Here is a 12837-nt window from a genome sequence, read left to right as displayed (position 1 = left end):
GGAAAGATATGGGACAAAAGATAAACCCAACCGGATTCCGACTCGCGGTAACGAAGAATTGGACATCACGTTGGTATGCAAACAATACTGACTTCGCAAAGATGTTGAAAGAGGACGTAGATGTCCGCATCTATCTCAAGAAGAAGTTGAAGAATGCATCTGTAAGTAAGGTTGTGATTGAGCGTCCTGCAAAGAATGCCCGCATCACTATCTATAGCTCACGTCCAGGTGTTGTAATTGGTAAAAAAGGCGAAGATATTGAAGTACTCCGCCGCGAATTACAAAAGCGTATGGGTGTTCCAGTTCACGTGAATATCGAAGAAATTCGTAAGCCTGAAGTTGACGCTCAATTGATTGCTGACTCTATTACTCAACAGTTGGAGAAGCGCATCATGTTCCGCCGTGCGATGAAGCGTGCAATGCAAAATGCAATGCGTCTTGGCGCACAAGGCATCAAGATCATGTCATCAGGTCGTTTGAATGGTGCAGAGATTGCTCGTCGTGAATGGTACCGTGAAGGTCGCGTTCCACTTCATACATTGAAGGCTGATATTGATTACGCAACCTCTGAAGCTGAAACAACATACGGCATCATTGGCGTAAAAGTTTGGGTTTACAAAGGTGACACTTTGGGTCGTGGTGCAGAAGCTCAAGTAGTTACCCCATCTGCTGAACCAGCTGCCGAAGAAAAGAAAACTCGTCGTGCCCCAAGCAAGACAGCTGCTCGTAAACCAGCTGCTGGCACAGACAAGCCATTAGTTGCTGCTAAGCCAGCAGTAAAGCGTGTGCGTAAGGTTGAAACACCAGCCGCAGATACGCAGAAGTCAGGAGAGTAAGCATGCTACAACCAAAGCGTCGCAAGTATCGTAAGGAACAAAAAGGCCGTAACACTGGCGTGGCAACACGTGGTAGTTCTGTAGCCTTTGGTGACTTTGGATTGAAGGCCGTTGGCCGTGGTCGTTTGACTGCTCGCCAAATCGAGTCAGCACGTCGTGCAATGACTCGTCACATTAAACGTGGTGGCCGTATTTGGATTCGCATTTTCCCAGATAAGCCAATTTCACAAAAACCTGCTGAAGTACGTATGGGTAACGGTAAAGGTAACCCAGAGTACTACGTAGCTGAAATTCAACCAGGCAAAGTGCTTTACGAGATGGACGGTGTTGATGAGCAATTGGCGCGCGAAGCTTTCAAGCTTGCTGCTGCTAAGTTGCCTTTACAGACCACTTTCGTGATTCGCCACTTAGGTTGATCGGGATAGAGATTATGAAAAATACAGAATTAGCTTCAAAAGATCTGACAGCTTTAAATGCAGAGTTAACCGAGTTACTTAAGACCGGTTTCAAGCTCCGCATGCAAAAAGGTACTCAGCAACTCACAAATACCAGCCAATTGGGTAAAAATAAGCGCGACATCGCTCGTGTGAAGACTTTTATCGCCCAAAAGACTGCACAGAAATAAGGAAAAAGGGATATGACAGAACTATCTAAACCCTTACGCCGCACACTCGTGGGCCGTGTTGTTAGTGACAAAATGCAAAAAACTGTGACGGTATTGGTTGAGCGTCAAGTTAAGCATCCAGTGATTGGTAAGTATGTTGGCCAGTCCAAAAAGTACCATGCTCATGACGAAGCTGGCACATACAAGATGGGTGATACCGTTGAAATTGCTGAATCTAAGCCAATTTCACGAACTAAATCTTGGGTTGTGACCCGTTTAGTACAGGAATCAAAGGGCATTTAAAGAAATATTGGGGATTTTGGCGAACTTTCTTGCCAAATCCCTTTTTTACGTAGTAGAATAGAAGGCTTCTCTGGTTTTATTGGAGAAGCAGTGTTTTTCATTAATTCCGGGTTTTAACTTTCGTTAAAGCCCTTAGACGGAACCAAGACTGTTTGCCTTTGGCCAATAAGTTGGGGATTAGAAATGATACAAACCGAAAGTAGATTACAGGTTGCCGATAACACAGGCGCCAGTGAAGTTTTGTGCATCAAGGTATTGGGCGGCTCTAAGCGTCGTTACGCCAGTATCGGTGATGTCATTAAAGTGACTGTAAAGTCCGCTGCTCCACGTGGCCGTGTAAAAAAAGGTGATATTTATAACGCCGTTGTAGTGAGAACTGCTAAGGGTGTTCGCCGTCCAGATGGTTCATTGATTAAGTTCGATGGCAACGCTGCGGTATTGCTCAACGCTAAGTTAGAGCCAATTGGCACACGTATCTTTGGACCAGTGACGCGCGAGTTGCGTACTGAAAAGTTCATGAAGATCGTTTCTCTCGCCCCCGAAGTTATTTAAGAGGCTGATATGAAAAAGATTCGTAAAGGTGATTCCGTAGTTCTGTTGACTGGTCGCGATAAGGGCAAGCAAGGAACTGTTACAGCCGTTCTCGAGAACAAGTTAGTGATCGAAGGCGTAAACATTTATAAAAAGAGCGTTAAGCCAAATCCAGCGGCCGGTGTTACTGGCGGCATGATTGACAAGACGATGCCTGTTCACATTTCTAATGTGGCTGTGGTTGACGGTAACGGCAAACCATCACGTGTTGGTATCAAACTCGTAGATGGTAAAAAGCAACGTTTCCTCAAAACCACTGGCGCAACTTTAAGCGCATAAGGGGCACGGAGAAATTATGAGCACACGTTTTCAAGAACACTATCAAGCTAAAGTTGTTGCAGATTTGATCGCCAAGTTTGGTTACAAGTCTGTAATGGAAGTTCCACGTATCACTAAGGTAACCCTGAACATGGGCTTGGGTGATGCAGTGAACGACAAGAAGATTATCGAAAATGCAGTTGGTGATTTAACCAAAGTTGCTGGCCAAAAGCCTGTTGTAACTAAGGCTAAAAAAGCGATTGCAGGTTTCAAAATTCGTCAAGGCTACCCAATCGGCGCCATGGTGACATTGCGTGGTGCACGCATGTACGAATTCTTGGATCGTTTCGTTACTGTTGCATTGCCACGCGTACGTGACTTCCGCGGTATTTCTGGTAAAGCATTTGACGGCCGCGGTAACTACAACATCGGCGTTAAAGAACAGATTATTTTCCCTGAAATCGAATACGACAAGATTGATGCCCTACGTGGTCTCAATATCAGTATTACGACGACTGCTAAAACCGACGAAGAAGCAAAAGCTTTGTTGGCAGCATTCAAATTCCCTTTCCGCAATTAAGAGGCTAACGTGGCAAAACTATCCCTAATTGAGCGCGAGAATAAGCGCGCAAAAACTGTAGAGAAGTACGCTGTAAAGCGTGCCGAACTCAAAGCGATCATTGCTGATCAATCACGCAGCGATGAAGAGCGCTATGAAGCTCGTTTGAAACTACAGGCACTTCCACGTAACGCAAGCCCGATTCGTCAAAGAAATCGTTGTTCATTAACCGGTCGACCACGTGGCACATTCCGTAAATTCGGTTTGGCTCGTAGCAAGATTCGTGAAATCGCCTTCCGTGGCGAAATCCCCGGTTTAACCAAGGCCAGCTGGTAAGCGGCGAAAGAATTAGGAGAACTCATGAGTATCAGCGATCCAATCGCCGACATGTTGACAAGGATCCGCAATGCGCAAGCAGTGCAGAAACCCGTAGTCTTGATGCCGTCGTCAAAAGTAAAAGTAGCCATCGCAAAAGTTTTGCAAGATGAAGGCTATATCGAAAGTTTTGAAATCAAAGGTGAAGCAGCTAAGCCAGTGCTACACATCGATCTCAAATACTATGCAGGCCGTCCTGTTATTGAGCGTATTGACCGTGTATCAACACCAAGTCTACGCATCTATAAAGGCCGTCATGACATTCCAGAGGTAATGAATGGCTTGGGCATTGCAATTATTTCAACCCCTCAAGGCGTAATGACAGACCGTAAAGCACGTGCAACAGGCGTGGGCGGCGAAGTTATTTGCTACGTAGCTTAAGGAGCGAAATATGTCCCGCGTAGGTAAATCACCAATTACAGTTCCTAAGGGCGCTGAAATCAGCATCAACGGTGCAAACATTACTGTTAAAGGCCCATTGGGTACTTTGACACACAATTTGCATCCTTCTGTTGGTTTGAAACAAGAAGATGGCGTATTGACAGTTGTTTTAAATAACGACTCACCAGAAGCTGGTGCACAGTCAGGTACAGCCCGTGCTTTGGTTAACAACATGGTTGTTGGCGTAACTGCTGGCTTTGAGCGCAAGCTCAGCTTGGTAGGCGTTGGTTATCGTGCTGCTGCTCAAGGCGAAACATTGAAATTGCAGTTAGGTTTCTCACACGACATTATTTACAACCTGCCAAAGGGTGTGAAGGCTGAGACTCCAACTCAAACTGAAATCATTATCAAAGGTTCCAACAAGCAGCAAGTTGGCCAGGTCGCAGCTGAAGTTCGCGCATACCGTTCACCAGAGCCATACAAAGGCAAGGGTGTTCGCTACGTGGATGAGGTTGTGCATCTGAAAGAAACTAAGAAGAAGTAAGCGAGATTAGAAAATGAATAAAGACGAATCCAGACAAAGACGCGCTAGGCAGACTCGTATTCGCATTGCCGAAGCATTGGCAAATCGCTTAACAGTTATCCGTAGCAATACTCATATTTCTGCTCAGGTTTATAGCCCATGCGGAACCAAAGTTGTAGCAGCTGCTTCAACAATGGAAAAAGATTTGCGCCAAGCGATCAAAAACGGCGGCAATGCTGAAGCGGCAAAACAAATCGGCAAATTAGTTGCTGAGCGTGCTGTTAAGGCAGGCATTGTTGATGTTGCATTTGATCGTTCCGGTCATCGTTACCACGGCCGTATTAAGGCCTTAGCTGAAGCTGCGCGTGAAGCCGGCCTGAAGTTCTAATAGGGTTTAGGAAAAAACATGGCAAAAATGCAAACTAAGATGCAAAACGAAGAGCGTGATGATGGTCTTCGCGAGAAGATGATTGCTGTTAATCGTGTAACTAAAGTGGTTAAGGGTGGTCGTATTCTCGGCTTCGCTGCGCTCACTGTAGTTGGCGATGGCGATGGCCGCATCGGCATGGGTAAAGGCAAATCAAAAGAAGTTCCAGTTGCTGTTCAAAAGGCAATGGACGAAGCTCGTCGCAAGATGATCAAGGTTACTTTGCGTAAAGGTACTTTGCAGCACACTGTTACTGGTCAACATGGCGCGTCACGCGTTTTGATTTCTCCAGCTAAAGACGGTACTGGAATTATTGCTGGCGGCCCAATGCGCGCAATTTTCGACGTAATGGGCGTAACAAACGTGGTTGCTAAGTCACTTGGCTCTACAAACCCATACAACTTGGTTCGTGCAACCATTGATGGTTTGAGCAAAATGAGTACTCCTGCTGAAATTGCTGCTAAGCGCGGTAAGTCAGTTGAAGAGATTCTCGGCTAAGACCAAAAATTAGGAATCTACAAATGACAACAACTAACTCCAAAGTCAAACTGCAATTAGTACGCAGCTTGATCGGTACACGCGAAAGCCACCGTGCAACTGTACGAGGCTTAGGCCTTCGTCGCATCAATTCAGTTTCTGAATTGGAAGACACTCCAGCTGTTCGCGGCATGATTAATAAAGTTTCTTATCTAGTTAAAGTCGTTGGCTAATAACTAGCAAGTAAATAGGCGAAGAATATGCAACTCAACACAATTAAACCTGCAGAAGGCTCCAAGAAAAACCGTCGTCGCGTTGGTCGCGGTATTGGTTCTGGTCTTGGTAAAACTGCTGGCCGTGGTCACAAAGGTCAAAAATCCCGTTCTGGTGGTTTCCACAAGGTTGGATTTGAAGGCGGTCAGATGCCTATGTATCGTCGTTTGCCAAAACGCGGTTTCGTGTCTTTGACACGTCGTCACGTTGGTCAAATTACATTGAACGATTTAGCAAAAATCAATTTGCCAGAAGTGGACTTACTGGTATTGAAGGCGCACGGCTTTGCTGGTGAGCAAATCAATGCAGTGAAGGTTATCAAGACTGGCGAACTCAAAATTGCTGTAACCCTCAAGGGTATTACAGCAACTGCCGGCGCAAAAGCAGCTATCGAAGCAGCCGGCGGCAAATTGGTTGAATTGGTTTAATAGGTCTTTTAGTAGATATGGCATTAGCACCTACCAATAACGCAAGCACTGCAGCAACAGGTGGCAAGTTTGGCGAATTACGCCAACGCTTAGTCTTCCTGGTGTTGGCTTTGCTCGTGTTCCGTTTGGGTGCTCATATTCCAGTCCCTGGAATCGATCCAGACCAATTGGCACAGTTGTTCTCTGGTCAAAAAGACGGCATCTTGGGAATGTTTAACTTGTTCTCAGGTGGCGCTTTATCTCGCTTCACTGTATTTGCTTTAGGCATCATGCCTTACATCTCTGCGTCGATCATCATGCAGTTGATGACGATTGTTGTGCCTTCTTTGGAGTCTTTGAAAAAAGAAGGTCAAGCTGGCCAACGTAAGATTACTCAGTACACGCGCTACGGCACTGTGTTCTTGGCAACATTCCAAGCATTAGGTATTTCGGTTGCATTGCAGGCTCAGCCAGGTTTAGTTATTAACCCAGGCTTGATGTTTGAATTGAATACTGTAGTTACATTGGTAACTGGCACGATGTTCTTAATGTGGCTTGGCGAGCAAATTACTGAGCGTGGCTTGGGTAATGGCATCTCCATCATCATTTTTGGCGGTATTGTTTCTGGTTTACCAAATGCATTGGCAAGCTTGTTAGAGTTGGTACGTACTGGCTCAATGAATATTATTTCCGCTCTCTTGATCGTTGTGATCGTAGTAGCGGTAACTTATTTTGTGGTGTTTGTAGAGCGTGGTCAGCGCCGGATCTTGGTGAACTACGCCAAGCGTCAAGTTGGTAATAAGATTTACGGCGGCCAATCTTCTTACTTCCCATTGAAGTTAAACATGGCAGGTGTTATTCCTCCGATTTTTGCTTCATCGATTATTTTGTTCCCCGCAACGATTGCTGGCTGGTTTACATCAGGTGAGCCAACCAATATGTTCAGCAGAATTATTAAAGACTTAGCAGCGACTTTAGCTCCCGGTCAACCTGTGTATACGATTTTGTACGCAGCTGCGATTATTTTCTTCTGCTTCTTCTATACCGCATTGGTGTTTAACAGCCGTGAAACTGCTGAGAACTTGAAGAAGAGTGGCGCATTTGTTCCTGGTATTCGTCCGGGCGACCAAACAGCGCGTTATATCGATAAGATCTTGGTGCGCTTAACTTTGGCCGGTGCAATTTATATGGTTTTGGTTTGCTTGTTGCCAGAATTCTTAGTATTGAAGTACAACGTACCGTTCTATTTCGGCGGTACTTCATTGTTAATTATTGTGGTTGTTGCAATGGATTTCATGGCTCAAGTTCAGTCATTCGTGATGCAACAGCAATACGGCTCTTTGATGAAGAAAGCCAACTTTAAGATGGGCGCTTAACTGAATGTCTAAAGACGATGTAATTCAGATGGCGGGAGAAGTTGTAGAGAATTTGCCGAACGCGATGTTTCGCGTGAAGCTGGAAAACGGACATGTGGTTCTAGGGCACATTTCCGGAAAGATGCGGATGCATTACATCCGTATTTTGCCGGGAGACAAGGTGACGGTGGAGATGACTCCTTACGACCTAACGCGCGCCAGAATCATTTTCCGTGCGAAGTAAAGATTAAGAAGTACCAATTTTTTTAGAGGTGAGTTATGAAAGTTTTAGCATCCGTTAAGTGTATTTGCAGAAATTGCAAGATCATTAAGCGCAAACGCGTTGTTCGCGTGATCTGTTCTTCAGACGCACGTCATAAGCAGCGTCAAGGCTGATCTGGTTAATTAAGAGGAAATCTCATGGCACGTATCGCTGGGGTAAACATCCCAAATCATCAACATACTGTTATCGGTTTAACAGCTATTTTTGGCATTGGCACAACTCGTGCTAACAAAATTTGTCAAACCACAGGTGTTGCAATCAATAAAAAAGTTAAAGATCTTACTGACGCTGACTTGGAAAAGTTACGTGATGAAGTAGGTAAGTTCATCACTGAAGGTGACCTTCGTCGTGAAGTAACTATGAGCATCAAGCGTTTGATGGACTTAGGTTGCTACCGTGGCGTACGTCATCGTAAGGGCTTGCCTGTACGTGGTCAACGTACTAAGACAAACGCTCGTACCCGTAAGGGCCCGCGTAAGTCTGGCGTGCAACTGAAGAAATAATCAAGAAAGTTTATTGACATGGCAAAACAACAATCCGCTTCCGCCGCTTCACAGCGCGCTCGTAAGAAGGTTAAAAAGAACGTTGCTGACGGTATTGCACACGTTCACGCTTCTTTTAATAACACCATTATTACGATCACTGATCGTCAAGGAAATGCGCTTTCATGGGCAACTTCTGGCGGCCAGGGTTTCAAGGGCTCACGTAAATCAACACCTTTTGCTGCTCAGGTAGCTGCAGAAGTTGCTGGTAAAGCAGCCGTTGAATGCGGTATCAAGAACTTGGAAGTTCAGATCAAAGGCCCAGGCCCAGGTCGTGAATCAGCAGTTCGCGCATTGAACTCATTGGGCATCAAGATCACTGAGATTCAAGACGTAACCCCAGTTCCACATAATGGTTGCCGTCCTCCTAAGCGTCGTCGTATTTAAGCTTGGAAGTTGGCAGTACAACAGTTTTAGTAGTTTTTTATTAAAGCCCACTGTTCGCCTGATTTAAAGGGCGAACTCACCGCCGGTCGTAAGGCTGCGGCAAAGAAAGGAAAGCATCGTGGCACGTTACTTAGGGCCTAAGGCCAAATTAGCACGTCGGGAAGGTACCGATTTATTTTTAAAGAGCGCACGTCGCGCCCTGTCAGACAAGTGCAAGTTAGATACTAAGCCTGGTCAACATGGCCGTACATCTGGCTCAAGAACGTCTGATTACGGCAATCAATTGCGTGAAAAGCAAAAGGTTAAGCGTATGTACGGAATTTTGGAGCGTCAGTTCCGCCGTTACTTCGCCGAGGCTGAGCGTCGCAAGGGCAATACTGGCTCTACTTTGCTTCAGTTGTTGGAGTCACGCCTGGATAACGTTGTTTATCGTATGGGCTTTGGTTCTACCCGTGCTGAAGCACGTCAGTTGGTTTCTCACTGTGCGATTTTGCTCAATGGTAGCCCTGTCAATATTCCATCAATTCAGGTTAAGCCTGGTGATGTAGTTGCGATTCGTGAAAAAGCGAAGAAGCAAGCGCGTATTACAGAATCACTCAATTTAGTTGGCCAAATGGCAGCTGTTACTTGGGTTTCAGTTGACGCAGCTAAGCTCGAGGGAACATTTAAGCAAGTGCCTGACCGTGAAGATATTAGCGGTGAAATTAATGAAAGTTTGATCGTTGAATTGTATTCACGCTAATTAGGCACTCTCAAGGAAAAAATATGCAAACAAATTTGCTCAAGCCAAAGATTATTTCTGTTGAAGCGCTTACCGCCAACCAAGCTAAGGTTGTTATGGAGCCGTTCGAGCGTGGCTATGGCCACACACTCGGAAATGCATTACGTCGCGTACTCTTGTCCTCGATGGTTGGTTATGCGCCAACTGAAGTAGCTATTGCCGGTGTTGTTCATGAGTACTCCACATTAGATGGAGTTCAAGAGGACGTAGTAAACCTCTTGTTGAACCTCAAAGGTATCGTATTTAAGTTGCAGTCACGTGATGAAGTTACTATCAATTTGCGTAAAGAAGGCCCAGGCGTTGTTACAGCAAAAGATATCGACTTGCCACATGATGTAGAAATCATGAACCCTGACCATGTGATCGCTCACTTGTCAGCTGGTGGCAAGTTGGATATGCAGATCAAGGTTGAAAAAGGCCGTGGTTATGTACCTGGTAACGTTCGTCAGTACAGCGACGAAGCTACTAAGATCATTGGTCGTATTGTGTTGGATGCCTCATTCAGCCCTGTAAGCCGTGTTAGTTATGCTGTTGAGTCTGCTCGTGTTGAGCAACGTACCGACCTCGATCGTTTAGTAATGACGATTGAAACAAACGGCGTGTTGTCTCCTGAAGAAGCAATTCGTCAAGCAGCTAGCATCTTGGTTGACCAATTAGTTGTATTCGCGGCTCTTGAGAGCAGCGAAGTTTCTGGTGATTTAGCACCAAGCCGCTCATCAATGGTTGATCCAATGTTGATGCGTCCTGTTGATGATCTCGAGCTCACAGTTCGCTCTGCAAACTGCTTGAAGGCTGAGAACATTTACTACATCGGTGACTTGATTCAACGTACTGAGAATGAATTGTTGAAGACGCCTAACCTGGGTCGCAAATCTTTGAATGAAATCAAAGATGTATTGGCTGCTCGTGGCTTAAGTCTTGGCATGAAACTCGAAAGCTGGCCTCCAGCCAACCTCGAGAAATAATTAGAAAGGAAGCATCATGCGTCACGGAAACGGCTTACGCAAACTTAACAGAACATCATCACATCGCTTAGCGATGCTGCGCAACATGTCCAATTCACTTTTGGAGCATGAAGTCATTAAAACAACTTTGCCAAAAGCAAAAGAATTGCGCATGGTTGTTGAGCCCTTGATTACCTTAGGTAAAAAAGACAACTTAGCAAACCGTCGCTTAGCATTCAATCGCACACGTGATCGCGATATCGTAGCTAAACTCTTCACAGAGCTCGGCCCACGTTACGCAACACGTCCAGGTGGCTACCTTCGTATTTTGAAGTTTGGCTTCCGTCATGGCGACAATGCACCAATGGCTTTGGTTGAGTTGGTAGATCGCCCAGAAGTTGAAGAAACAGCAGTAACTGAAGAGGCTTAAGTCTCGGTGTTACGGTAAAAAGCCAGGCTTCGGTCTGGCTTTTTTCATTTATCGGGTTATAAATACAGAATGTCTGAAAACTCCCCAGCCAATTCCAGCAAGCTTTTGGTGGTGCTAACGAGTCTTCCTAATCTGGGGGCTGCCACAGGCTTGGCAAGGTCCTTGGTGGATAAGCATCTAGCTGCTTGTGTGCAGCTTACAGACGGCATTCAATCGCTTTATCGCTGGGAGGGCAAAGTTTGCGAAGAGCGTGAGGTTCTCCTTTCCGCAAAAACGACTGAGTCTAAGTGGCTTGAGATCTCAGCTTTTATTCAAGAGCAACATCCTTACGACTTACCAGAAATATTGGCCTTTTCTCCAGAGCATTATGAAAGGCAATACGGCAAGTGGGTCGAGTCTGAGGTAAATTCGAAGTCATGAGAATGCATTCCTTTGTAGCAAAGATCTTCGCCCTATTTTTATTCCTTTCCGCGCAAGTTTTTGCTGCGCCGGATTTCTTACCCCCAGAGAAAGCGTTCCGAGTGGAGGCTACTTGGTTAGAAAATTCCAATCAAGTGGAGTTGGAATTTTTACCTGCTAAAGGCTATTACATCTATCAAGAATCTTTAAAGTTCCAAGCGGGGACGCAGGCCGAGAAGCTAAGTAATATAAGCTCCTTATTGCCAGCGGGTGTGGTGAAATTTGATGAAACTTTTCAGAAAAAATTACAAGTTTATAAAGAGCCTTTCTTAATATTTTTAGATGTAACGCCTGCCGATGGCAAGCCGATTCATGCAGCAGTAACACTGCAAGGTTGCGCGGAGGCAGGTATTTGCTATCCACCCATGACCCTGAAATTTTTACTCGCCGGCCCCGGCGTTAAAGCAGCTCCGATTCCAGATGCTTTAGATGGAATGCCTTTATCTAGCCCCCAGGCTAGTGGCGAATTCAGTTTGGCTGATTTATGGCGTGAGCGTGATGACGTCAATGCTATTGCTCGCTTTTTAGAAAGCACTTCAACTACTTATTTATTTCTAGCTTTCTTTGTATTGGGGCTTGCGCTCGCTTTTACACCCTGCGTCCTTCCCATGCTCCCTATTTTGTCGAGCGTTATCTTTGGCACTCAAGATGGAAAGGCTGTAACCAAGGGGCGTGCCAGCATCTTAGCGCTGGCCTATGTCTTGGGTATGGCATTGGTGTATGCCTTGGCAGGAGTGCTCATGGCGGCCCTTGGCGGGAGCGTACAGCGGGCTTTGCAGAGCCCCTTCGCATTGGCTTCCTTTGCCTTTTTGCTTTTAGCCCTTTCAGGCAGTTTATTTGGTTTATATGACCTTCGGTTGCCGCAATCATGGCATCACCATGTAGATCGGTTGGCGGGGCGCCAAAAGGGCGGCAATGTATTTGGTGCTTTTGCTTTAGGGGGTATTTCTACTCTAGTGGCTAGCCCCTGTATTACTGCGCCTCTAGCGGGTGTTTTGGCCTTTATTGCGCAAACCGGCTCTATGAGCCTGGGCGCAGGACTCCTTTTTGTAATGGCACTAGGAATGGGTCTACCGCTATTCTTTATTGCTATTGAGGCTCGTATTCTGATTCCATCCACGGGTATTTGGATGATTTATTTGCAGCGTACCTTGGGAGTTCTTTTGGTGGCCACGGCAGCTTGGATTGCCTCGCCATTGCTCCAGAAAAATGATGTTGCGGGAGCCACAAAAACAGTCAATGGCCAGAGTATTCATCAAGTAGGTGATTTATCTTTTGTAGTGATTCATTCGCCTGCAGAGTTGGATGCGCAACTAAGCAAAGCCAAGGAAGAGAAGAAAGTGGCCCTCCTAGATTTTTATGCAGATTGGTGCATTAGCTGTAAAGAAATGGAAGTAAATACCTTTACCAGTCCAGAGGTAAGTAAAGAGCTCAAGCAACTGGTTTTATTGCAAGCAGACGTTACAGCGAATAGCCCTGAGAACCAGGCATTACTTAAGCGTTTTGGTTTATTTGGCCCCCCAGGAATTCTGATCTTCAATCAAAATTCAGAAGAGCTAAAAGACCAACGTGTGATTGGCTACATGCCACCCCAGCGTTTTATTGAACGATTAAAACAAGCAGCCAGCACTCAATAAAAAAT

The 12837-nt window shown here is 45.7% G+C and carries 24 protein-coding genes; all 24 read left to right on the top strand.

The features are described from left to right. Positions 1 to 8: 8 nt before the first annotated feature. The 24 genes from rpsC (at position 9) to dsbD (ending at position 12832) form a co-directional block, all read left to right on the top strand. Positions 9 to 836, top strand: coding sequence for a 30S ribosomal protein S3 (gene rpsC, locus VC159_RS00335; protein WP_323472389.1), 828 nt, complete (start codon positions 9 to 11; stop codon positions 834 to 836). A gap of 2 nt (positions 837 to 838) precedes the next feature. Next, on the top strand, positions 839 to 1252 hold the full coding sequence (rplP, locus tag VC159_RS00330) for a 50S ribosomal protein L16 (RefSeq protein ID WP_011901907.1): 414 nt from the start codon (positions 839 to 841) through the stop codon (positions 1250 to 1252). Between the two features lie 14 nt (positions 1253 to 1266). Next, positions 1267 to 1461 carry a 50S ribosomal protein L29 gene (gene rpmC / locus VC159_RS00325; protein WP_215362451.1) on the top strand — a complete coding sequence of 65 codons (195 nt, stop codon included), beginning with the start codon at positions 1267 to 1269 and terminating at the stop codon, positions 1459 to 1461. A gap of 12 nt (positions 1462 to 1473) precedes the next feature. Continuing rightward, on the top strand, positions 1474 to 1743 hold the full coding sequence (gene rpsQ, locus VC159_RS00320) for a 30S ribosomal protein S17 (protein ID WP_216263287.1): 270 nt from the start codon (positions 1474 to 1476) through the stop codon (positions 1741 to 1743). Between the two features lie 183 nt (positions 1744 to 1926). Then, a complete protein-coding gene (rplN, locus tag VC159_RS00315) occupies positions 1927 to 2295 on the top strand; it encodes a 50S ribosomal protein L14 (RefSeq protein ID WP_015420241.1) in 369 nt (122 codons plus the stop codon). A gap of 9 nt (positions 2296 to 2304) precedes the next feature. Next, the gene (gene rplX, locus VC159_RS00310) at positions 2305 to 2613 is read left to right on the top strand and encodes a 50S ribosomal protein L24 (protein WP_011901911.1); all 309 of its coding nucleotides are present in this window, start codon (positions 2305 to 2307) and stop codon (positions 2611 to 2613) included. 16 nt (positions 2614 to 2629) lie between these two features. Then, positions 2630 to 3172 carry a 50S ribosomal protein L5 gene (gene rplE / locus VC159_RS00305; RefSeq protein WP_046329383.1) on the top strand — a complete coding sequence of 181 codons (543 nt, stop codon included), beginning with the start codon at positions 2630 to 2632 and terminating at the stop codon, positions 3170 to 3172. A gap of 9 nt (positions 3173 to 3181) precedes the next feature. Then, entirely contained in the window at positions 3182 to 3487 is a 306-nt protein-coding gene (rpsN, locus tag VC159_RS00300) for a 30S ribosomal protein S14 (RefSeq protein ID WP_011901913.1), read from the top strand. Positions 3488 to 3511: 24 nt separating this feature from the next. Beyond that, a complete protein-coding gene (gene rpsH, locus VC159_RS00295) occupies positions 3512 to 3907 on the top strand; it encodes a 30S ribosomal protein S8 (protein ID WP_011901914.1) in 396 nt (131 codons plus the stop codon). Positions 3908 to 3917: 10 nt separating this feature from the next. Then, complete coding sequence (gene rplF, locus VC159_RS00290; protein WP_215360614.1) at positions 3918 to 4451, top strand: 50S ribosomal protein L6; 534 nt, start codon at positions 3918 to 3920, stop codon at positions 4449 to 4451. A 13-nt stretch (positions 4452 to 4464) separates the two neighbouring features. Then, positions 4465 to 4818, top strand: coding sequence for a 50S ribosomal protein L18 (gene rplR, locus VC159_RS00285; protein ID WP_046329386.1), 354 nt, complete (start codon positions 4465 to 4467; stop codon positions 4816 to 4818). Positions 4819 to 4836: 18 nt separating this feature from the next. Continuing rightward, positions 4837 to 5355 (top strand): 30S ribosomal protein S5, encoded by a 519-nt coding sequence (rpsE, locus tag VC159_RS00280; protein WP_011901917.1) that lies wholly within the window; start codon positions 4837 to 4839, stop codon positions 5353 to 5355. 23 nt (positions 5356 to 5378) lie between these two features. Further along, on the top strand, positions 5379 to 5567 hold the full coding sequence (gene rpmD, locus VC159_RS00275; RefSeq protein ID WP_046329387.1) for a 50S ribosomal protein L30: 189 nt from the start codon (positions 5379 to 5381) through the stop codon (positions 5565 to 5567). Between the two features lie 27 nt (positions 5568 to 5594). Beyond that, entirely contained in the window at positions 5595 to 6035 is a 441-nt protein-coding gene (rplO, locus tag VC159_RS00270) for a 50S ribosomal protein L15 (protein ID WP_071464448.1), read from the top strand. Positions 6036 to 6052: 17 nt separating this feature from the next. Continuing rightward, a complete protein-coding gene (gene secY, locus VC159_RS00265) occupies positions 6053 to 7390 on the top strand; it encodes a preprotein translocase subunit SecY (protein WP_072582070.1) in 1338 nt (445 codons plus the stop codon). Between the two features lie 4 nt (positions 7391 to 7394). Next, positions 7395 to 7613, top strand: a complete 219-nt coding sequence (infA, locus tag VC159_RS00260; RefSeq protein WP_068320132.1) for a translation initiation factor IF-1 — start codon at positions 7395 to 7397, stop codon at positions 7611 to 7613. A gap of 35 nt (positions 7614 to 7648) precedes the next feature. Further along, entirely contained in the window at positions 7649 to 7765 is a 117-nt protein-coding gene (gene rpmJ / locus VC159_RS00255) for a 50S ribosomal protein L36 (RefSeq protein WP_012357167.1), read from the top strand. A gap of 24 nt (positions 7766 to 7789) precedes the next feature. Beyond that, positions 7790 to 8155: a 30S ribosomal protein S13 gene (rpsM, locus tag VC159_RS00250; protein ID WP_071464450.1), complete on the top strand. Its 366-nt coding sequence runs from the start codon at positions 7790 to 7792 to the stop codon at positions 8153 to 8155. An 18-nt stretch (positions 8156 to 8173) separates the two neighbouring features. After that, entirely contained in the window at positions 8174 to 8581 is a 408-nt protein-coding gene (gene rpsK / locus VC159_RS00245) for a 30S ribosomal protein S11 (RefSeq protein ID WP_011901923.1), read from the top strand. 118 nt (positions 8582 to 8699) lie between these two features. Next, positions 8700 to 9323 (top strand): 30S ribosomal protein S4, encoded by a 624-nt coding sequence (rpsD, locus tag VC159_RS00240; protein WP_072582071.1) that lies wholly within the window; start codon positions 8700 to 8702, stop codon positions 9321 to 9323. A 23-nt stretch (positions 9324 to 9346) separates the two neighbouring features. Next, a complete protein-coding gene (locus VC159_RS00235) occupies positions 9347 to 10327 on the top strand; it encodes a DNA-directed RNA polymerase subunit alpha (protein ID WP_215321281.1) in 981 nt (326 codons plus the stop codon). 16 nt (positions 10328 to 10343) lie between these two features. Beyond that, entirely contained in the window at positions 10344 to 10736 is a 393-nt protein-coding gene (rplQ, locus tag VC159_RS00230) for a 50S ribosomal protein L17 (protein WP_072582073.1), read from the top strand. 69 nt (positions 10737 to 10805) lie between these two features. Then, positions 10806 to 11156, top strand: a complete 351-nt coding sequence (gene cutA / locus VC159_RS00225) for a divalent-cation tolerance protein CutA (protein WP_323472388.1) — start codon at positions 10806 to 10808, stop codon at positions 11154 to 11156. Beyond that, complete coding sequence (gene dsbD, locus VC159_RS00220; protein WP_323472387.1) at positions 11153 to 12832, top strand: protein-disulfide reductase DsbD; 1680 nt, start codon at positions 11153 to 11155, stop codon at positions 12830 to 12832. The genes cutA and dsbD overlap by 4 nt, the downstream gene beginning before the upstream one ends. Positions 12833 to 12837 lie beyond the last annotated feature (5 nt).

Source organism: Polynucleobacter sp. JS-JIR-II-c23 (assembly GCF_035011225.1).
Taxonomy (GTDB): Bacteria; Pseudomonadota; Gammaproteobacteria; order Burkholderiales; family Burkholderiaceae; genus Polynucleobacter.
This window is presented reverse-complemented; position numbering and strand designations above follow the sequence as displayed.